Below are 20,257 nucleotides of genomic sequence, written 5' to 3'. Positions count from 1 at the left end.
GGCTATCCGCCCCGAACCCTGAGTCACTTTTTTTCTGCAGCAAAAAAAAGTGACCAAAAAATGCCGCCGCTGCTGAAAAAATCGCTAAAAATTAATTCACTTCGCTAAAAGAAAAGAACTCTCCCGATCAAGAATTCTGTGAATTTCAGTGTCCTGAAATTCTACAGATTCTAAATCGGGATCAGACAGCTTTTCTTTTTTAACGCTTCGTGAATTAATTTTTTTAACGCGTTTTTTCAGAGGCGGACGGAGCGGTCTTCAGGCGTTAATTCTATGTTCAATGAAGTGGATAGTCAATAACACTATCTCATGCTTTTTATTCTAAAAACAGCAATAATCAATGCACCGCGGGCGGGCCGAGACAAAACGCGAAGCCGGCGCGGCTGTGAATGACGAAAGGCATGGAATTTCTTATAAACGAGCTTGCGACCGGTTGTTAGAAATTCCTGCCTTTCGGCAGAGCGCGTGGGGAGTCGTTTTGTCTGGTCTTTTCTTTGCTTCTTTCTTTGTGACAGGACAAAGAAAGAAGTGGGGTTCGGGGTGAAACCCCGATTCAATCAGGCATGGGCACCACTTCCCCCATTCTCACCACCTCAAAATTGCCTCCCTCAATCGTTTTCAGCTCTCCCAACTCCTCATCATCCCATCGTGAATCAGGGGCACCTGAGATATACCAGTTTGAGCCGTTATCCGCTACGAACATGCCGTATTTTTTGAGGGCACGTAAAATTACCTGCACATGAGGAGAGAAGCCGGAAATATCAAAACTGCTTTTTAACCGTACCCTCATTCCCATGGGTGGGTAATTTTCATTATTGTAATCGCTTGCACCATGAGTGGCTGGGTGGACAAAAGCGTTACGAGTTCTTGAAACAGTAAACCGCAGGGCGTGGTTGATTTCACCTTTTTCAACCACTTCCTCATAGCGTACAAGTCCCGGAAATATCGGCAAACCGGCTGCGTCAGCGGATGTCCAGTAATCCGGCCTGAGCTCGTTTGATGTAAGGTCAAATATAGCGCCGGATCCTGCATGCCAGCCATGGCTGTCGTGAGTGGCATTGAATAATTCATATAAAACCCTGTTAACGGTATCCACAATCAGCATGTGTCTGTCAGAGCCACCCTCAATCAGCGGATTGGCAGGGATGGGGTAGGGACCGGGATCGCTTTCCGAAGCGTATCGAAAGGATACATTGGACAGGGTTTGATTATCTCCAACCACATTGAATGGTATACCAATGGGAGAGCCTTCCCACACTGTTCCGAGATCAGGATGCAGGTGAACATCATTTCCGATAGAAGCAATAAGGTTATCTGAATTCGGATCGATCGGTTCCTGTGAGATATCCTTGTTCCAGGGATTGTTCGCAGGAAAAACCTGCAATTCTCCGACCGGAGTTTGTTCAGTGGGCGTTTGCGGTTGTTCATCCTTTTCCTTGCTGCATGTGAAGGCAAAAGATACAAGCAGAAGAAAAACAAGCAGGTTGCGGTAAACTGAAAGCATACGAAAGTATTGATGATAATAGAATATAAAACGATAAACGGATGCACTTCATTGCACGTAAAGATACCATTTTAAAAATCAACCAAAGCAGCCTGGTTATCTTTCGCACATTCAATCGTCTTAGTATAAAATACATCCATGTTAAAAAGTTCGGCTATATTCTTTTTGCTGTTTGTTACACATCTGGTATTCGCGCAACGGGAATTATCAGATAAGCAGTGGACAGAAGATCTGGATTATATTATTCATAGAATTGACAGTGTACATCCTGGTTTATGTAAGAATGATTACCGCAATGTTATATATGAGAAATCAACGAAATTAAAGGAAAAGATTCCGCTGCTTTCAGATAATGAAATCCTGATCGAAATATTTAAAATCATTGCCGTAATAAATGACGGACATACCCGATTACACGGGAAAAATCTTACGAAGAAATGGTACCCTTTGAGAATTGAAAAATTCGATGACGGATATTTTATCACTGTAACTTCAATTGAACTTTCAGAATATATCGGCGCTGAAGTAATTACCATGAATAGTCAGCCGATAGGGCTAGTGTTTGAAAAAATAACAGGAATTTCACCGGGCGATAACATCAATGGAAAGGAATACTTTGTTCCGATGTTTATGACAATGACTTCGGTACTTTCGGGGCTTCATATTACCGGATCAGAAAATGATACCTTGATGATAGCCCTTAAAAAGGACAATATTGTTCAGAAATTATCAGTTTTACCCGTTGAATTTGAAAGCGGACAGGATTTGAGCTGGTTCTGGAAGGATTATGGCGTACCGGCAGCTAACTATTCGAATATCTTACAGTCAGACTCTTTGTTACCGGATTATCTGAAAAATTATAACAAACCTTATTGGTTTAAATTAAATGGAAAAACAATCTACTTTGCCTTTAATTCCTGTGAAAATGATGAGAGAGAGGAATTCCATGCATTTAATACCCGGCTTTGGAAAACTATTGATTCTGCCGATGCGGATTGCCTGGTAATTGACCTCAGAAATAATTTTGGGGGAACCAATTCAATTCTTAATCCTTTGTTACATGAGATCATTAAACACGACAAAATAAACCAGGCAGGACATTTGTTTTTGGTAACAGGGAAAAAGACTTTCAGTGCTGCTGTGGATTTTACAGCATGGATTGAATTTCATTGTAATCCAATTATTGTGGGAGAAGCAGCAGGTGCAGGACCGAATCACTTCGCAGATCCTGATTTCTCAATATTACCCAACAGCAATAACTTTTTGCTGGTTTCAAAATATTTCTGGCAGGATTCATGGCCATGGGATAACAGGATATATATTGAACCATCAATTAAAATCGGGTTATCTTCAGTTGATTACTTTAGTTTTTCAGATCCGGTTGTTACACGAATAAAAGAATATATAAGGCAGGGACGCTAAAACCGGGTTTATAAGTTGTAACTTCACTTTAACATACCATTTGAATTCAATTATAAACAGCAATATAATTATATGAAAACTTTTTTTAGTAACCTGTCGAATAAGGAATTCCCGGTTTCAGAAAGAATTTCAGCAAGAACCATCCGGCACTCAATCCTCGATTTAATTCAGAAAGATAATCCCCAATTTTCACATGACAGTTTTTTATCGGCAAGTGAATTAAATCACTACCGGAAGAAAGCCCTATCTGATTATTTAACCGGGGAAATCGGTGAGTTATCCGAGTCCGAAAAGACGGTGCTGACCTCACTGGCAGGTAATACTACCTTAACCGATAAACTTGACGGGGACGAGGTTGTCAATTTAACAACCGGACAAAAAATTGCCGATAAGGTAGCTTCATTTGGCGGCAGCTGGAAGTTTATCATCTCGTTCGGCGTGTTCATTTTCCTTTGGATAACCACTAATATTTTCTGGCTTTTAAATAAGGGATTTGACCCGTATCCTTTCATCCTGCTTAACCTCATATTGTCGTGCCTCGCATCTTTACAGGCGCCGGTAATTATGATGAGTCAGAACAGGCAGGAAGAAAAGGACAGAGAAAGATCGAAAAAAGACTATATGATCAATCTTAAATCGGAATTAGAAATAAGAACATTGCATGAAAAAGTTGATCATTTCATCACCGATCAACAACAGGAGCTGTTGGAAATGCAAAAAGCCCAGATGGGGCTTATGAATGAACTGCTTTCCATAGCGAAGAGCGAGAAGAAATAATTGCTAAATTTGAAATGACATAAACCGTTTTTATTAATTCCACTAACTTAAACTACCCGAAAATGAAACCCTACGTAGCGTTTCTGTTTTTGGTTTTTCTTTTAGTACAATTTACAGGTTGTGATAACGATGAAAATACCAATCCTGAACCTGTTCCCCAATGGGAAAGATTTCAGGTTTTTCCTTATGCAAGTCTGTCAAGCGTTGAATTTTATTCCAATGATTTCGGTGTTGCTTGTGGTTGTTGGGGAGCCATATTTGTCACAAAAAATGGAGGATTAACCTGGGAAACGCATAAAAAAGGAGAAGCTTGCCTGGCAAATGTATTTGTATTGAATGATAATACGTTTTTTATTGGAATAAATTCTATTTATAAGTTTAGCAATGGGGGAAGCTCATTTACTGAACTGGCTGGTGAAGACGTTTTTGGTCCTTCCCTCACCGGAATTCATTTTTTTGATTCAGATAACGGATTAGTTTCTACATGTGGCTATATTTATAAAACAACCGACGGAGGAAGAAACTGGTATTATATCTGTGACCTGGGAAGTGCCATTAGGTTGCAATTCGTCTCAGATAGTATAGGATACTCCTACGGTGGTTATACAAACGATGATTTTTCCTACGGTGAACTATATAAAACGGAAAATCAGGGGAACAGTTGGCAAAACCTGTCCGAAAGGCCTGAAATTGCTGATTTCGAAATAATCACCATGTATTTCCTCAACAAAGATACTGCTTATATGACCAATTGTAACCGTGAGCTATATTATACCTGGAATGGAGGAAGTACCTGGACTATGCGAAGTGACAGTGTTCCTACACATTTGTATGACATGGTATTTGTTTCAGAAAATGAAGGATATGGTATAGGTTACTATGGTATTCTGAAAACAACAAACGGAGGGATTACCTGGTCATGGGATTATAAACATGAGAACGCCGATTTGATATCCATTGCTAAAACTCCTGATAATAAAAAATTGATAGCAGTTGGACGAGGTGTTATAATGATCAAGAAATTGCGAAACCTGGACACTGCGTCATGATATGATCAGAAATATAAATTACACCTAAAATAGTTCTCAACATGGAATTTACTTTTACCGAGCGTAATGGAACTCGAGTGGCTATCGTGCAAGCCACCGGCATTGTCATTCACGAAGTCCAGGATGCCCTCGACATGATGGCTGAAGCGCGTTACCAGGATTGCGACAACATAATTGTGAAAGAGGAACACCTCGATCCTTCCTTCTTCGATCTGAAAACCGGCATGGCCGGCGAAATTCTCCAGAAATTCTCCAACTACCGCGCCTCCCTGGCCATTGTTGGCGATTTCACCAAATACAAAAGTAAAGCCTTACAGGACTTTATCCGGGAAAGCAATAAGTTCAGGAGGGTAAATTTTGTGGTTAGTGTGGAAGAGGGAATGGAGAGGATGAGGGCAGGAGATGGTTAATAATCAGATTCCTCCTTTCAGTCGGAATGACAGACTGTGTTTGGTAAACAATGGGGTGCGAGGGGGCGGCGGAGCCGCCCCCTCGCACCCCATTCCCAATATTACCAATTGTCATTTCGAGCGAAGCGAGAAACCTCATTTTCCATACTGGCGCTTATTCGCTGTTGACTGAAGTCAACAGGACTCATACTTTGCGGAATAAATAGGATTTTGTTTGCGAAACCCGTTGACTATAGTCAGCGGCAACTCATATGACCTGAATTTTCAATTATTTATCTTTTATTTAACCCGGTTTTTAATTATTTTTATTGCACCCATTACCCAATGACTAAAACCTTTCCTAATGCAGAAACCAATTTTAACCCTCCTGTTCTGCGGTTTATTTGCGACATATGCTATTGCCCAGAACAATTCAACAACGCCGAAAATAGTAAAGACAACACCCGAATTTGCAGATTGCAACGTGGATCCGGCATTAACTGAAATCATTGTCGAGTTTAACCAGGATATGGGCGAGTCCTATTCGGTGCCTGACCGTTTAAATATGCCTTTGATTACCGGCCAGCCGAAATGGATTAATAAAAGGGTGATTTCAATACCAGTCAGGCTTTACCCTGGCAAAACATACTCTCTTCTTTTTAACTCGCAGAAATTTCAAAACTTCAGAAACACACAGGGTATCCCGCTTAACCCGACTGAATTGCATTTTCAGACAAGAAGTATATCCTTTACCACCCTGAATCAAAAGGCATATGATGATTTTATAAAAATATTTCCCTTAAAATACTCCTATTCCTCATTAAAAGGGATAAACTGGAATGATTTGCTGAAATTAAACCGCTCCGAACTAATTAATTCTGAATCGCGCGCCGAATTCGGATTGAAATTACTAAACCTATTAAAAAACGCCGAAGATCCACATTTGTGGGTTGAATTTGAAGACCAGAAATATTTTACATTTTTACCGGAAATAATTGACCAATATTCCAACTTTAATAAATTATTTGAACGGTTGCATAACATGTATTACACCAAAACATGGAATTGCGTTGCCGGATCTATTGACAGTATCGGTTATATAACTTTTCGCTCATGGGATGCAGATTTAAAAACCCTGAGTTTTTATACCTGGCCTAATTCAGCTATCCCGATGATCTCATTGTCAGAGGTTTTAGGTAAAGTATTGAAATATCCTAACCTGATCATTGATGTAAGGGAAAACAATGGCGGAAATGAAGAGTTTGCAAGGCAATTTGCTGGTTTATTTATAAAAGATTCAGTGGCATATGAAAAAGTCAGGATCTTTAATGAGAATTCAAAAAAGTTTGATGATGATTTTGTAAAGTGGCTGGTACCAGGCATGAATAAACTTAATTATAATGGTAAAATTATTCTTTTAACCGGACCTGGTGTTATGAGCAGTTGTGAATCCTTCCTGTTGATGATGAAACAGGTACCTGATGTAAAAATTATGGGAACAACATCCTATGGAAGTTCCGGTAATCCAGTACCCTATACCTTATCAAATGGCGTAGTGGTTTATATTCCCTCATGGCAGGTCTATACAATGGAAGGACAATTGATTGAAGGGAAAGGCATCCGACCGGACATTGAAGTGCTAATTCCAAAAGAAAACTTCCAGGCAAAGGATGCGCTTTTTGAAAAGGTGGTGTGGGGGATTAAAAACGGGATTTAGGCACACCCTCTGAAAGCACCGCTTTCAGCAAATAGTGAATTCGTTTTAAATTTTAATTTGTCTTAAGCTCGTGCATCCGTGTATTTTTATTAGATTTGATTTAGCGGCTATACGTAGGTAAAGTCCCCCTGATTGGATGAATGGTTAAATCGATTATAGTAAAACTTTTAAGATCATGAACAAAATCCTTCTTTTTTTGGCAGTGCTTATACTTATTTATGGTTGTGAAAAAAGTAGTGATACGATTCAATATCCTTTAACTTATGTTTTGTATGAGGTAAAACTCGCAGGTGAACTAAAATTATATACAGGGTCAAACCAGATAGTTGACACCTTTGTAATTAACAGTTTTGTAAGAAAGATTCCGGAAAATATTTTGAATATTGATACCGCTATCAATGGCAGAGACACCATTATATTTTGGTCAAGTGATTCCGTCAGGTTTTCAAAATATAAAAGATGGAGTGATTTATCATATGCGGATTATCAGAATGATCTGTTGTGGAATAGAGCTGAAGATAAGCATGATGATGTTATTCTCTTTCCAATGAGAGACACTCTTGTGTATTCATCTGAAATGATTAATGAAAATACAATTGATTTCTATCGGAACGTCGGGATGTATAAGCCATCTATTGAGTATACAAAATATAGTCTCTATGCCGGCTGGGTTCGATTGTGTGATTCCTATGTGGCTAAAGGCGATGCCTATTCACTCGAATTTCCTGTTTTTAGATTCTATCTTGTCAAACATATATCTCAGAGCAGGTATATCAGTAGCCATATCTGGAACAATTTTTTTAATAAAAATACTGGGGATTACCTTTCGGAGAACGATACATTGGCCGTCCAGGAAGGATTTGTACGATATAAACTTTTAGATTAAGGGTTACTCCAAATGAAATCTGCGTTATTCACGTTAACAATGCTTATACTAAGAGCAGCATTGATTTTTGGCCAAAATGCATATTATGATATTGATTTGTATAATTCCGGTATGGAATTTTTTGAAAAAGGCCAGTATAATGAGGCCATTGCGCTATTCAATAAATCAATTCAAATAAACTCTGGAAATACGATTTACTTTTACCGACGGGGAAATGCTTATTATAATATGGGCCAATTCGAGCTCGCCATAAAAGATTTCAAACACTGCTTTGATGCCCTTCCGGACGAAGCTGAATATCCTTTTTTGATGGGAATGTGTTATGAAAAATTAAATAATTTGGAATTGGCTCTTTCCAACTATAATAAGGCTGTTGAAATATATTCCGATGATGTTAAGTTTTACAGAGCCCGGGCGGGACTTTATAATAAGTTGCAGAATTATCCGAAGGTTATTGAGAACTATGATTCGGCTATTAAGTTGGAACCGGAGAATGGTGCTTCGTATTTTTACAGGGGAGCCGCTAAATATAAGATGAACGACAAAGAAAATGCCTGTGTCGACTGGAATATTGCCCTTCAGAAATCATATTCCAAAGCGGCAGAATATATTGATAAAGTTTGTAAGAAACCATAAAGCCGGGCTTTAATCTATTATGGTAACAGAGGCAATAGCGTCATCCGGGCGGTCAAAAATAATTCGTATTTTCACACTACACTAAAGCGATCTGCCATGAAACCACTTTTTACTTTTCTTTTTGCTATATCACTTTTCTTCACTGCAATTACATCAAATGCCGCTGCTCCCAAAGGATCTCCGGTAGCTATGAATGGAAAACTTTCTGTTTCAGGCGTTCAACTCGTGAATGAAAAGGGAAGTCCGGTAATGCTCCGGGGAGCCAGTTTCGGATGGCATAACCTGTGGCCCCGGTTCTATAATGAGAAGGCTGTAGCCTGGCTGGCTGACGACTGGAAATGCAATGTGGTAAGAGCATCCATGGGTGTTGCCATTGAGGACAACTACCTCGAAAACCCTGAATTTGCCTTGCAATGCATGAACAACGTGATCAAAGGCGCTATTAAAAAAGGTGTCTATGTTCTCATCGATTTTCACAGCCATAAAATACATACCGAAGAAGCGGTGAAATTCTTCCAGCAAATGGCCCACCAATACGGCGAATACCCGAATATTATCTATGAAATATGGAATGAGCCCGATTATTATACCTGGAAAGAAGTGAAAGAATATTCGGAAAAGGTCATTGACGCCATCCGTACCATCGATAAAGACAATATCATCCTGGTAGGTTCACCGCACTGGGACCAGGATATTCATGAAGTAGCTGCTGACCCCATCACAGGCAGAACTAACCTGATGTACACCATGCACTTTTATGCCGGCACACATAAGCAATGGCTTCGCGACAGAACCGACGATGCCATGAAAAAAGGCATACCCATTTTTGTTTCGGAATGCGCAGGTATGGAAGCATCAGGCGACGGACCCATCGATGAAAAAGAATGGAAAGCCTATATCGACTGGATGGAAAGTCGCAAGATCAGCTGGGTCGCATGGTCGGTTTCCGATAAAAACGAAAGCTGCTCCATGTTGATTCCCCGTGCCTCTGCTGAGGGAAAATGGACTGACGATGTGATTAAACCGTGGGGGAAACTGACAAGACAGACAATCCGGGAAAAGCAGGGGAATTGACGGTTGGTGAGCCTGCCGAACCATTCGGTTGGTGAGCCCGTCGAACCATGAAGTTTAATGTTTGATGTTGTTTCAGATTGTTTCATGTGAACGATCGAGGGACATGCTGAAGCAACAAGAGTTCTAAACTTGTTTAATGCTAAAAATCTTTTATGAAACGAGTGATTGGAATTGGCGGCATTTTCTTTAAATGCAAAGATCCTGAAAAACTTAAAGAATGGTATAAAATCCATCTTGGTTTCAATATGGAATCGTTCGGGACCATGTTTGAATGGCCACAGGATAAAGGCGGGTATACTCTCTGGAGTCCGTTCCCTGCCGATACCAATTACTTTGAGCCATCGGGGAAGGACTTTATGATCAATTTCAGGGTCGAAAACATAGAATCTCTCGTCGAAGATCTAAAAAAGGAAGAGGTGACTGTCCTCGACTCCATTCAATCCTACGAATACGGGAAGTTCGTTCACATCCTTGATCCGGAAGGAAATAAGATTGAACTGTGGGAACCGTAATTGTTTGAGGTTTGAGGTTTGAAACAGTTCAGATGCGTCCATTGCCCGGTTTCACACGTTAAAAATGACTACTCAACATATGAAATCAATCCTTTATTCTGCTGCTGCCATATTGATTTTGGCTTCATGCAATCAAAAACCGGGTGTTGAAGAATTAAAAACACAGGTTTATAACACCGAAAAAGCCTTTGAAAAAATGACGGCTGAAAAAAGCATTGAAGAGGCTTTCTGGTATTATGCCGATGACAGCGCTGTGATCAAGCGGGCCAACGATACAGTGATTAAAGGAAAAGAAAATATCCGGCAATACTACAAAGCCAGGAACCAGGGCAACGCAAGCGTATCATGGACTCCCGATTTTATTGAAACCTCAGGTGACGGAACCCTGGCATACACCTACGGCAAATACAAATGGGTTGTGGTAAGCGACTCAGGAGATACATCCGTGTTTAAAGGGGTGTTTCATACGGTGTGGAGGAGACAACCTGACGGGACCTGGAGATACGTGTGGGATTAGTAGAGACGCAATATATTGCGTCTGTGCGTTAAATCGAACCGTTGAATTGGTTTGAATTCTTTTCATATGGTTTCATGTTGTTTGAAATTGTTCATTCGTAGTTATATTTATCCCTGAAAAATATAGTTAATCATGAAAATTATTTTCCTCTTTATCATGCTGGTAAGCATGACCATTTCAGTAAATGCACAAAAACGCAAACCAGTTGCACCGGTTCCTCAGAAGATTATCAGTGTTGATTTCAACCAGGTGAAAGGTCCTATGAGTACCATGTTCAAGGAATGCATCGGTGCGGGACGGGCAAATGAAGGCTTAAGGGCCGACTGGCAGCAACAGCTTGCCGAAGTGAAAAAAGTTTGCGATTTCAAGTTTATCCGCATGCACGGCCTGCTTTCCGATGACATGGGAGTATTCTCCTACGACCGCCAGGGGAAGCCCGTTTATAATTTCCAATACATAGACGTGCTCTACGATTATATCTTAAGCATAGGCATGAAACCGTTCGTGGAACTTGGTTTTATGCCGTCGGCACTGGCAAGCGGAAAAGAAACCATTTTCTGGTGGAAAGGGAATGTGACTCCACCAAAGGATTACGATCAGTGGGCCGGCCTGATCAAAGCTCTTACACAGCATTATACCGAACGTTATGGTGCGGATGAAGTGAAAACATGGTATTTCGAAGTCTGGAATGAACCCAACCTTTCTCCTGGCTTCTGGTCGAGCACGCAGGCTGAATATTTTAAACTGTACCAGTATACGGTTCAGGCAATCAAGAGCGTGAACAAGGATTACAGGGTAGGCGGACCTGCCACGGCTGGTGCTGGCTGGGTACCTGAAACAATTGAATTTTGCAGAAAAAATAACCTGCCCCTTGATTTTATCAGTACCCATGCATATGGCGTCAGACAAGGTTACCTAGATGAATACGGCTCGACAGGAACCGTTCTTGATAAAAATCCAATGAGTGTCAGTGGTGATGTCCTGAGATCCAGAAGCCAGATTGCTCATTCGACGATGCCATCGCTGGAGCTGCATTATACCGAATGGAGTTCATCGTATACCCCTGCTGATCCGATACATGACAGCTATCATGAGGCGCCGTATATTCTGCAAAAACTGAAGCAGGTTGGTGATGCGCCCAATTCCATGTCGTACTGGGTATTTACCGATATCTTTGAGGAGCCGGGTCCACGTTTCACCCCTTTCCACGGAGGGTTTGGACTGGTGAATTACCAGGGAATCAAAAAACCTGCCTTTTATGCCTATGCTTACATGAATAAACTGGGCAATACAGAGCTTGTAAATGCTGATTCGGCATCCTGGGCTACGCGTGATCAAGGCGGTAATGTCCAGCTGCTTTTCTGGGATTATACTTATACACTGCCGGATTCAACGAATAACCAGGATTTTTATATTCGTGATCTGCCTGCCAAATCAAAAGGAAATGTAAAAGTAGAAATTGCTAACGTACCGGCCGGTTCATATATGCTTGAATTATACCAGACGGGGTATAAAGTAAACGATGCCTATACAAGCTATTACTTGTTGGACAGGCCCTCACAGCTTTCAAAAGTCCAGGTAAATTACATTAAAAAACAAAACGACGGGGGTCCTGTTGTAACAGAGTTGATAACAATCGGAGCCGATGGAAAATTTTCACGTGAGATTCCGGTGAGGGAGAATGATGTATTTTTGGTGAACCTGGTAAAGGTTAAATAGACCCGGCCTTCAGGCCGGGGTCAATGAAATGACAACGCGCTTTATTACAAATGAAAAGCTTTACAAGCTGGTTATTGAACCGGTGCAGGAGGCGTCGTCATTTGTGTGGATCGGGACGGCAGATATCAAAGATCTTCATGTGCATTTCAAAGGATCGGTAAAGTCGTTTCTTCACGTGCTTGACCATCTTCTCAAAAGGAAAGTAGCCATCCGGTTATTGCATGCCAAAGAGCCGGGGCCGGCTTTCAGGAAAAGTTTTGACGTGTTCCCCAGGCTCTGGGACAACATGGAAAGGCAGTTATGTCCCCGGGTTCATTTCAAACAGATTATTATTGACGGCAGATTTGCATATTGCGGTTCTGCAAATCTTACTGGTGCAGGATTGGGAATGAAGGGTTCCGGAACACGGAATTTCGAATCGGGATTTGTAACTACCGATCCGGATTTTGTGGAGGCCATCATGAACCAGTTTGATGCCGTATGGATGGGTAAGTTCTGCAAAACCTGCAAGCGGAGGAGCTTTTGCGGGGATCCGATCGCCTGAATTTTTGTTTAAAGGTTGTTTAAAGGTTGTTTAAAGGTTGTTTCAAGGTTGTTTCAATTTATTATAATTCAGCATGAACAATATGAAACAATATGAAACAATTTGGAACAATTTGGAACAATTTGGAACAATTTGGAACAATTTGGAACAATTTGAAACTACGTAACTCAGATTAATGAAAATACATATACTCCAGCATGTCGCTTTCGAAGAAGAAGGCTGTATAAGGGATTGGTGCAGGGTGAATGACCTGACGGTAAGCAGGACGAGGTTTTATATGAACGAGACTTTACCCGGTATAGATGATTTCGACTGGCTCATCATTATGGGCGGACCAATGGGAGTTTATGATGAAGCACAATACCCATGGCTTACCGGAGAAAAATCATTCATAAATGAAGCAATTGGCGCAGGAAAAATAGTGCTTGGTATTTGCCTGGGTGCCCAGATGATAGCCGAATGCCTGGGTGCAAAAGTATATCCCAATAAAGAAAAGGAGATTGGCTGGTTTAATGTGAAACTGAACGATGAAGGCATTCGTGAATCCTTATTGAGCGATATGCCGCATGAAACACCGGTTTTCCACTGGCATGGAGATACATTCGATCTGCCCGGAAAAGCCCGGAACCTGGTGTTTTCGGAGGGTTGCAATAACCAACTTTTCATATTTGGTAAAAGGGTTATTGGAATACAATTCCACTTTGAAGTGACAGAGGAAAGCCTGTCGGCCATGCTGGAAAACGGCAGACATGAACTCATTCCCGGCAAATTTGTTCAGAGTGAAAATGAGATACGGTCAGGGATGCATCAAATAAAAGCAAACAACCGGATCATGTTTGGCATTTTGGATGGTTTGAGGTTTGAAGTTTGAGGTTTGAAATTTGATGTTTGAGGTTATTTAACGGTTCAATGATTAGATTCAGTGCGGAAATATACAAAGTAGATGTAAACTGGTGTGTTGACGTGCCTGACGAGATTACAGCCAGGATGCCAAAAGAAAAGGGCTATATCCGGATTAAAGGCAAAATCAACGGCTTTGATTTCAGGAAATCGCTTGTGCCGGTTAAAGGCGCTCCCTACAGGTTGTTCGTGAATCTTATCATGATGAAGGGCGGAAAGACGGCGGTTGGTAGTGTTGCCCATTTTGAAATCGAACAGGATACAGAAATTGTAAAAAAGCAGGAATACCCGATGCACCCGGTGTTGGCGGATTATCTTCAGCAGAACGGATTAGAAGAAAACTTTAACCTTCTTACGCCAGCCAGGAAAAGGGATATTCTCAGCTACCTGCACAGGCTTAAAAATGAGGAAGTGTTACTGAGGAATACTAACGATGTTATCGTACAGCTAAAAAGAGGAATCCGGGATGTAAGGATTCCTGTGAACAGGAAGAAGTTTGATTTTTAATCTTTTCACGAAAATGCTAGGCGAAGTTTCCAACTTCGTCTGAACGGAACCTTATTAATTTTTTAATTAACTGTCAATTACGTATAGACGAAGTCACAGACTTCGCCTAGCACAGTTTGAAGTTTGAAGAGTTTGAGGTTTGAGATTTGACGTTGACGCAAACAAACATCAAACATCAAACCTCAAACAAAAAACTATTCTCCTATCGCCTTACTTACATCGGCGGGGGTTTTGAATTTTTCGACCTTTAGTTCTTCCAATCTTGAAATCACTTCTTTATCGGCTTTATTTTGTTTCGCCTGTTTAATCAGGTCGTTTTTACCAGCCGGGTATTTCATTCCTTTAAGGAATTTCTGTATTTCTATTGCAACTGCATTTGTCCTTGCCATAACGTTAATTTTAACGGTTTATAATTTTAAAACAATATGCTTCTAAAATAGTTATCATCCATTGATGATTTCTCCACCGTTAGGATGCAGAACCTGTCCCGTCATATACGAAGAATCCTCCGAGGCCAGGAATAAGTAACTCGGAGCTATTTCGGCCGGCTGACCTGCACGCCCGAGAGGTACATTTTCACCGAATTTTGCCACTTTTTCAGGTTCGAATGAAGCTGCGATCAGCGGAGTCCAAATAGGTCCGGGTGCCACCGCATTTACCCTTATTTTTTGTTGTGCAAGGTTTGAAGCCAGGCTGCGTGTGAAGGCTACAATAGCTCCTTTAGTTGACGCATAATCCATAAGGTGACCGCTACCCCTGTAAGCTGTTACTGACGTGGTGTTGATGACCGAGCTGCCTTCTTTTAAATAGGGCAGAGCGGCTTTTGTAAACCAGAAATAGGAAAAGATATTCGTTGCAAAAGTCCTTGTAAGTTGTTCGGTTGTGATCTCGAGCAGACTGTTGCTTTCAACCTGTGTGGCCGCATTGTTTACTAATACATCGAGCCTTCCGAACTGGGCCATTACCTGGTCAACAGCGGTATTACAGAAATCTTCATGAGAGACATCACCCGGCAGGGTCACACATTTTCTGCCAAACTTTTCAACATTTTTTTTTGTCTCTTCCGCGTCGGCATGCTCATTCAGGTATACTATGGCCACGTCGGCGCCCTCCTTGGCAAACAGAACGGCCACGGCCCTTCCTATACCGCTGTCGCCTCCGGTTACTAACGCTACTTTTCCGGCCAGTTTCTGACAACTTTTCACATCTGTATTTTCAAAAACCGGCTGCGGTTGCATCTTACTTTCTTCTCCCGGCAATTGCTGTGCCTGTGGCTGCTGTTCGTCTACATTTATCGTTTTCATTATGCCTTTTTAGTGAGAAGGCATAAAAAACATGCCACTAATCTAAATAACAGAAAGGCAATAATTTAGGAAACACAGAACCGGAAAGGCGTTCAACAGTTTGAGGAATTGGTTTCTCGCTTGAATCCATTCAACCATCAGTCCTTAGCATTGTTACATTACGAAAGATATGTGAAATGATGAACGAGAAAACCGATTTGATCCACGTTTACACAGGAACGGAAATCAATGTAGCCCTGTTAAAAACCGAACTTGAAAAGGTTGGAGTAATCCCCATGTTAAGGGATGAATTTGCATCCGGAGTGGCATCCGGCTTTTTTGCAGGAAATCCTTCAACCATTGATGTGTATGTTCAACCCGAAGATCTGCCGGTCGCCAAACCTGTTGTTGAAGGATTCCTTGAACTGACAAAGGATAACGGAGATGAATCGTCGTTTACCATTTAAGGTTTCTCAGTCTCTCCATCGCCTTTAATACATTTTCATGACGGGCAAATGAAGAGAACCTGAAATACCCTTCACCTGAAGGTCCGAAGCCTGAACCCGGAGTACCGACCACATTGGCTTCGTTCAGCAGCTTGTCAAACAGGTCCCATGATTTTATACCCCGTCCTGAATTCACCCATACATAGGGTGAATTTTTTCCTCCGTACACGGTGAACCCTAATTGTGCAAGGCTTTCCCTGATGATTTTTGCATTATTCATGTAATAGGCAATGGTTTCCTTAACCTCCTTTTTGCCTTCGGGAGTGTAAATAGCAGCAGCGGCTCTTTGAACCGGGTAAGAAACTCCATTGAATTTGGTCGTATGCCTTCTGAACCAAAGCGGGTACAGTGGTTTCTTTTCTCCGGATGCCGTGTAGGCTATCAGATCTTTGGGTATTACAGTGTAAGCACAGCGGGTACCTGTAAAACCAGCTGTTTTCGACAGACTCCTGAATTCGATCGCCACTTCTTTTGCGCCTTCGATTTCAAATATAGAATGCGGAATATCTGCATCAGCGATATAAGCTTCATAGGCTGCATCGAATAAAATAACACTGCGGTTTTCACGGGCATAATCCACCCACTTTTTCAGTTCCTGCTTTGAAGCGGTTGTCCCGGTCGGATTATTCGGGTAACACAGGAAAATCACGTCAACCCTGCCTTTGGGCAACTCCGGCATAAAATGGTTTTCAGCTGTGCATGGCAGGTAAACCAGTCCCTTATAATAGCCGTTCTGCAAATATTCGCCCGTTCTTCCTTCCATCACGCTTGTATCCACGTAAACCGGGTAAACCGGATCCTGAACGGCAATAATATTATCAAGCCCGAAAATGTCGAGTATATTTCCAGTGTCGCATTTTGATCCGTCTGAAATGAATATTTCATCGGCATGAATGTCTGCGCCGCGCGACTGGTATTCTGTTTTAGCAATGGCTTCACGTAGAAAATCATAACCCTGTTCCGGCCCGTATCCTTTGAAGGTTTCGGCTTTTGCCATTTCATCCACGCCTTCATGAAAAGCTTTAATTACGCTGGGTGTAAGGGGCAGTGTAACATCACCGATGCCCATTTTTATCACATCGGCTTCGGGGTGCATTTTCTGAAATTCCCTTACTCTCCGGCCGATTTCGGGAAACAGGTATCCCGCCTGCAGTTTCAAATAGTTTTCGTTAACTAGCGCCATTTTTCTATTTTTGCTTCAAATATATTCAACAATCTGCTTCAAAATACATTTCGCATAATGGAGAAAAACAGTTTTGTAAAAATTCACGGCCTGGGAAATGAATACGTCGTACTCGACAGTTCAAACATTGATTTTAAGCTTACTCCCCGGGCTATTAAACGGATATGCAATATCCATTTCGGCATCGGTTCCGATGGAATCGTTATGAAAGTGCCGTCAACGAAAGCCGACTTTGGATTCAGGGTGTTTAATCCCGACGGATCCGAGGCTGAAAAAAGCGGAAACGGACTTCGCATATTCTGTAAATACGTGTACGATTACGGGTTTGCCAATTCAAGGCAGTTTTCAGTTGAAACCCTTAAGGATATTGTGTATGCGGAGATTGTTGAAGAGGAGGCCGGAAAGGCGATGCTGATAAAGGTGGATATGGGGAAAGCTATTTTTAAATCGCGCGAAATTCCGGTTAATTCCGACCTGCCTGAATTTTTAGGCCAGAAGATCATGGCAGGTGACAGGGAATTCACAGTGAATTGTGTTTCCGTTGGTAATCCCCATTGTGTTGTGGTTACTGATAAGCTTGACCTGGATATAGTAAAAAAATACGGACCGCTGCTGGAGAATCACCCGATGTTTCCCAACCGGATCAATGTGCAGTTTGCAAGGCCGTTATCCGACCATCATGCGGAAATGCTGATCTGGGAGCGGGGTGCAGGACACACATTAGCATCAGGAAGCTCATCCTGCGGTTGCTCCAGTGTTCTTGTAAAGCTGGGACTTGTAAAAGGTGACCTGACGATGCATATGGAAGGCGGCGAATTAAAAATTCAGATCGACAGGGATTTTTCAATCCGCATGACCGGCCCTGTAAGGGAAATTTCACGAGGGGTACTGAGCGATGAATTGATTGCGGATCTGGAAGAAGAGATGCCGGATTAAAAAGCACGTCATTGCGAGGAGCTAGACATAATTATGATTATAGGAGGAAGAAGTGCGAGGAAGCAATCTGCCGGCACAGGCAGAGCGATACAAAGACCGATGCTGGATGCTGGATACTATCCTAGAATAAACACCGAACAAGGAACTCCGATTTTAGATTTAAGAAGTTCTACTAACAGACTAACAGACTAACAGACTACAGACTAACAGACTAATCATGAACATCCTCATCTGCCCCGACAAATTTAAGGAATCGCTTACAGCTGCTGAGGCGGCAGACAGCATTCAGCGAGGCATATTAAAAGCTTTGCCTGAGGCTCAATGCAAATGCATCCCGGTGGCAGACGGCGGTGAAGGAACGGTTCAGGCGCTTGTGAAAGCCACAGGAGGCAGAATAGTGCCGGTTAAAGTACATGATCCGCTCCTGAGGATTATTGATTCTTACATTGGTGTATCAGGTGATCACACAAAAGCTTTTATCGAAATGTCCGCGGCTTCGGGACTCGCCTTATTGCCGCTCTCACAAAGAGATCCGCTGAAAACTTCTACGTTTGGAACGGGAGAACTTATCCTGGCTGCATTAGAAGCCGGATGCAGGGAAATCATCCTTGGTATCGGCGGCAGCGCCACGGTGGATGGCGGCACGGGTATGGCACAGGCCCTTGGGGTGAGATTTCTTGACGCAGCAGGAAATGAAATCCAGGCTAATGGCCGAAAAATGGGAATGATTGCGAAAATTGATGTGTCGCATCTGGATGCCCGGTTGGAAGCATGCCGAATCGAAGTGGCATCTGATGTTACCAATGTATTGTACGGAAAAGAAGGAGCTGCTTTTGTGTTTGGTCCCCAGAAAGGCGCTGATCGGGAAGCTGTAGATGAGCTGGATGAAAATCTCCAGCATCTGGCCGAAGTAATTCAAAAACAATTGCACAAGGATGTTGACTTTGTCCCGGGAGCTGGAGCTGCCGGCGGATTGGGAGCCGGTATCATGGCGTTTCTCAACGGAAATATCCGGAAAGGATTTGAGCTTGTGGCGGAGGTTACAGGACTTGGTACATGGATAGACTGGGCTGATATGGTTGTGACAGGTGAGGGAAAAATTGACTCGCAGACTTTATATGGCAAAGCGCCGGCCGGTGTTGCTAAAATGGCAAAGTCAAAAAATAAGCCTGTCATTGCGTTCGCCGGTGCTCTTGGCGAGGACTATGACAGGCTTTATGAAAAAGGTTTTCTTTCGGTTATTCCAATTGCAGACAAGCCCATGACGGTTGAAGAATCCATGAAGAATGCTTCGGTGTTGTTGGAACGGGCAGCGGAGAGGACGTTCAGAATGTTAGGCCATAGGCTATAGGCTGCAGGCTAAAGGCTATGGGCTGTAGAAGCCGTTAGGGCCTCCGTGGAGGCGTGCAAACCTAACAGACTAACAGACCAACAGACCAACAGACAAATTAGTCCCTTCTCCCCAGCAATAAAAACACATAATACAGCAACATGGCAAGGGATGACAGAGCGGCTACCACGTAAGTGTAAGCGGCCCATTTCAACGCATCCTTAGCCTGGGGATATGATCCCTGTCCTGTTACATTTGAACTGCTTAACCACACCAGTGCACGGTGACTTGCGTTGATTTCAACCGGAAGGGTGATCATGGCAAATAGTGTGAACACGGCATAACAGGCGATAATAACGATGAGTGCGATATCCATAGGGAATATCCTCTGAAACAGTATGGCGCCGAAAAACATCATCATAAAAATGATGTTCATAACCTTTGCGCTTGCATTCTGCAGAGGAACCAGGGATGTCCGCAATTTTAACGGTGCGTATGCCTGGGCATGCTGTATGGCATGTCCGCATTCATGTGCTGCCACGGCAGCGGCTGCCACATTGCGTCCATTATATACATCAGGACTCAGATTTACTGTTTTATCAAGCGGATTGTAATGGTCGGTCAGTTGTCCGTCTACTGATATGACTGAAACATCAGTAATGCCGTTTTCATGGAGCATTTTCTCCGCAACATCTCTTCCGCTCATGCCATAATTTACAGGTATTTCGGAGTAGCGCCTGAAACGCGATTTAAGCTGCGAACTTACGATCCAGCTTAACAACATGAACACACCCAAAATCAGAATTTGACCCATTGATATCATTGTAATTTCTCCTTTAAATTATTACTTTTCATGCTTCAAAATG

General features: G+C 42.3%; 22 protein-coding genes. 17 read left to right on the top strand and 5 right to left on the bottom strand.

All coding sequences use genetic code 11. The features are described from left to right. Window positions 1–553: 553 nt before the first annotated feature. A complete protein-coding gene (locus tag VK179_16985) occupies window positions 554–1,504 on the bottom strand; it encodes a hypothetical protein (protein HLO60450.1) in 951 nt (316 codons plus the stop codon). Between the two features lie 138 nt (window positions 1,505–1,642). Between VK179_16985 and VK179_16980 the strand changes: the two genes are divergently transcribed. The 14 genes from VK179_16980 to VK179_16915 all read left to right on the top strand — a co-directional run bounded on the left by VK179_16980 (window position 1,643) and on the right by VK179_16915 (window position 14,153). Further along, window positions 1,643–2,926 (top strand): hypothetical protein, encoded by a 1,284-nt coding sequence (locus VK179_16980; protein ID HLO60449.1) that lies wholly within the window; start codon window positions 1,643–1,645, stop codon window positions 2,924–2,926. A 72-nt stretch (window positions 2,927–2,998) separates the two neighbouring features. Then, entirely contained in the window at window positions 2,999–3,703 is a 705-nt protein-coding gene (locus tag VK179_16975; GenBank protein ID HLO60448.1) for a DUF1003 domain-containing protein, read from the top strand. Between the two features lie 62 nt (window positions 3,704–3,765). Then, window positions 3,766–4,752, top strand: a complete 987-nt coding sequence (locus VK179_16970; protein HLO60447.1) for a YCF48-related protein — start codon at window positions 3,766–3,768, stop codon at window positions 4,750–4,752. A gap of 41 nt (window positions 4,753–4,793) precedes the next feature. Then, on the top strand, window positions 4,794–5,162 hold the full coding sequence (locus tag VK179_16965; GenBank protein HLO60446.1) for a DUF4180 domain-containing protein: 369 nt from the start codon (window positions 4,794–4,796) through the stop codon (window positions 5,160–5,162). A gap of 343 nt (window positions 5,163–5,505) precedes the next feature. Continuing rightward, the gene (locus VK179_16960; GenBank protein ID HLO60445.1) at window positions 5,506–6,858 is read left to right on the top strand and encodes a S41 family peptidase; all 1,353 of its coding nucleotides are present in this window, start codon (window positions 5,506–5,508) and stop codon (window positions 6,856–6,858) included. 175 nt (window positions 6,859–7,033) lie between these two features. Further along, on the top strand, window positions 7,034–7,744 hold the full coding sequence (locus tag VK179_16955) for a hypothetical protein (protein HLO60444.1): 711 nt from the start codon (window positions 7,034–7,036) through the stop codon (window positions 7,742–7,744). Window positions 7,745–7,783: 39 nt separating this feature from the next. Beyond that, on the top strand, window positions 7,784–8,380 hold the full coding sequence (locus VK179_16950; GenBank protein HLO60443.1) for a tetratricopeptide repeat protein: 597 nt from the start codon (window positions 7,784–7,786) through the stop codon (window positions 8,378–8,380). A gap of 96 nt (window positions 8,381–8,476) precedes the next feature. Further along, the gene (locus VK179_16945) at window positions 8,477–9,454 is read left to right on the top strand and encodes a glycoside hydrolase family 5 protein (GenBank protein HLO60442.1); all 978 of its coding nucleotides are present in this window, start codon (window positions 8,477–8,479) and stop codon (window positions 9,452–9,454) included. Between the two features lie 152 nt (window positions 9,455–9,606). Next, complete coding sequence (locus VK179_16940; protein HLO60441.1) at window positions 9,607–9,966, top strand: VOC family protein; 360 nt, start codon at window positions 9,607–9,609, stop codon at window positions 9,964–9,966. A 79-nt stretch (window positions 9,967–10,045) separates the two neighbouring features. Further along, complete coding sequence (locus tag VK179_16935; protein HLO60440.1) at window positions 10,046–10,483, top strand: nuclear transport factor 2 family protein; 438 nt, start codon at window positions 10,046–10,048, stop codon at window positions 10,481–10,483. 132 nt (window positions 10,484–10,615) lie between these two features. Then, window positions 10,616–12,202, top strand: a complete 1,587-nt coding sequence (locus tag VK179_16930) for a hypothetical protein (protein HLO60439.1) — start codon at window positions 10,616–10,618, stop codon at window positions 12,200–12,202. Window positions 12,203–12,230: 28 nt separating this feature from the next. After that, on the top strand, window positions 12,231–12,746 hold the full coding sequence (locus tag VK179_16925) for a phospholipase D-like domain-containing protein (GenBank protein HLO60438.1): 516 nt from the start codon (window positions 12,231–12,233) through the stop codon (window positions 12,744–12,746). A 175-nt stretch (window positions 12,747–12,921) separates the two neighbouring features. Continuing rightward, on the top strand, window positions 12,922–13,617 hold the full coding sequence (locus VK179_16920; protein ID HLO60437.1) for a type 1 glutamine amidotransferase: 696 nt from the start codon (window positions 12,922–12,924) through the stop codon (window positions 13,615–13,617). A 38-nt stretch (window positions 13,618–13,655) separates the two neighbouring features. Then, window positions 13,656–14,153 (top strand): DUF1905 domain-containing protein, encoded by a 498-nt coding sequence (locus VK179_16915; GenBank protein HLO60436.1) that lies wholly within the window; start codon window positions 13,656–13,658, stop codon window positions 14,151–14,153. Window positions 14,154–14,347: 194 nt separating this feature from the next. On the opposite strand, the gene VK179_16910 is transcribed toward VK179_16915, so the two are convergent. Together VK179_16910 and VK179_16905 are read right to left on the bottom strand one after the other, a co-directional pair. Continuing rightward, window positions 14,348–14,542 carry a DUF2795 domain-containing protein gene (locus VK179_16910; GenBank protein ID HLO60435.1) on the bottom strand — a complete coding sequence of 65 codons (195 nt, stop codon included), beginning with the start codon at window positions 14,540–14,542 and terminating at the stop codon, window positions 14,348–14,350. A gap of 54 nt (window positions 14,543–14,596) precedes the next feature. After that, window positions 14,597–15,457, bottom strand: a complete 861-nt coding sequence (locus tag VK179_16905) for an SDR family oxidoreductase (GenBank protein HLO60434.1) — start codon at window positions 15,455–15,457, stop codon at window positions 14,597–14,599. A gap of 176 nt (window positions 15,458–15,633) precedes the next feature. On the opposite strand from VK179_16905, the gene VK179_16900 reads away from it, so the two are divergent. Next, the gene (locus tag VK179_16900) at window positions 15,634–15,903 is read left to right on the top strand and encodes a hypothetical protein (GenBank protein ID HLO60433.1); all 270 of its coding nucleotides are present in this window, start codon (window positions 15,634–15,636) and stop codon (window positions 15,901–15,903) included. On the opposite strand, the gene VK179_16895 is transcribed toward VK179_16900, so the two are convergent. Then, on the bottom strand, window positions 15,893–17,125 hold the full coding sequence (locus VK179_16895) for an LL-diaminopimelate aminotransferase (protein ID HLO60432.1): 1,233 nt from the start codon (window positions 17,123–17,125) through the stop codon (window positions 15,893–15,895). The two genes, VK179_16900 and VK179_16895, sit on opposite strands and share 11 nt — an antisense overlap. A gap of 57 nt (window positions 17,126–17,182) precedes the next feature. Here VK179_16895 and dapF point away from each other — a divergent pair, with 57 nt between their 5' ends. Continuing rightward, window positions 17,183–18,061: a diaminopimelate epimerase gene (gene dapF, locus VK179_16890; GenBank protein ID HLO60431.1), complete on the top strand. Its 879-nt coding sequence runs from the start codon at window positions 17,183–17,185 to the stop codon at window positions 18,059–18,061. Window positions 18,062–18,278: 217 nt separating this feature from the next. Then, window positions 18,279–19,412 carry a glycerate kinase gene (locus VK179_16885; protein HLO60430.1) on the top strand — a complete coding sequence of 378 codons (1,134 nt, stop codon included), beginning with the start codon at window positions 18,279–18,281 and terminating at the stop codon, window positions 19,410–19,412. A 97-nt stretch (window positions 19,413–19,509) separates the two neighbouring features. On the opposite strand, the gene VK179_16880 is transcribed toward VK179_16885, so the two are convergent. Beyond that, window positions 19,510–20,205, bottom strand: a complete 696-nt coding sequence (locus VK179_16880) for a zinc metallopeptidase (protein ID HLO60429.1) — start codon at window positions 20,203–20,205, stop codon at window positions 19,510–19,512. Window positions 20,206–20,257: the final 52 nt, after the last annotated feature.

The sequence above is a fragment of the Bacteroidales bacterium genome (genome assembly GCA_035299085.1).
Lineage (GTDB): Bacteria > Bacteroidota > Bacteroidia > Bacteroidales > UBA10428 > UBA5072.
This window is presented reverse-complemented; position numbering and strand designations above follow the sequence as displayed.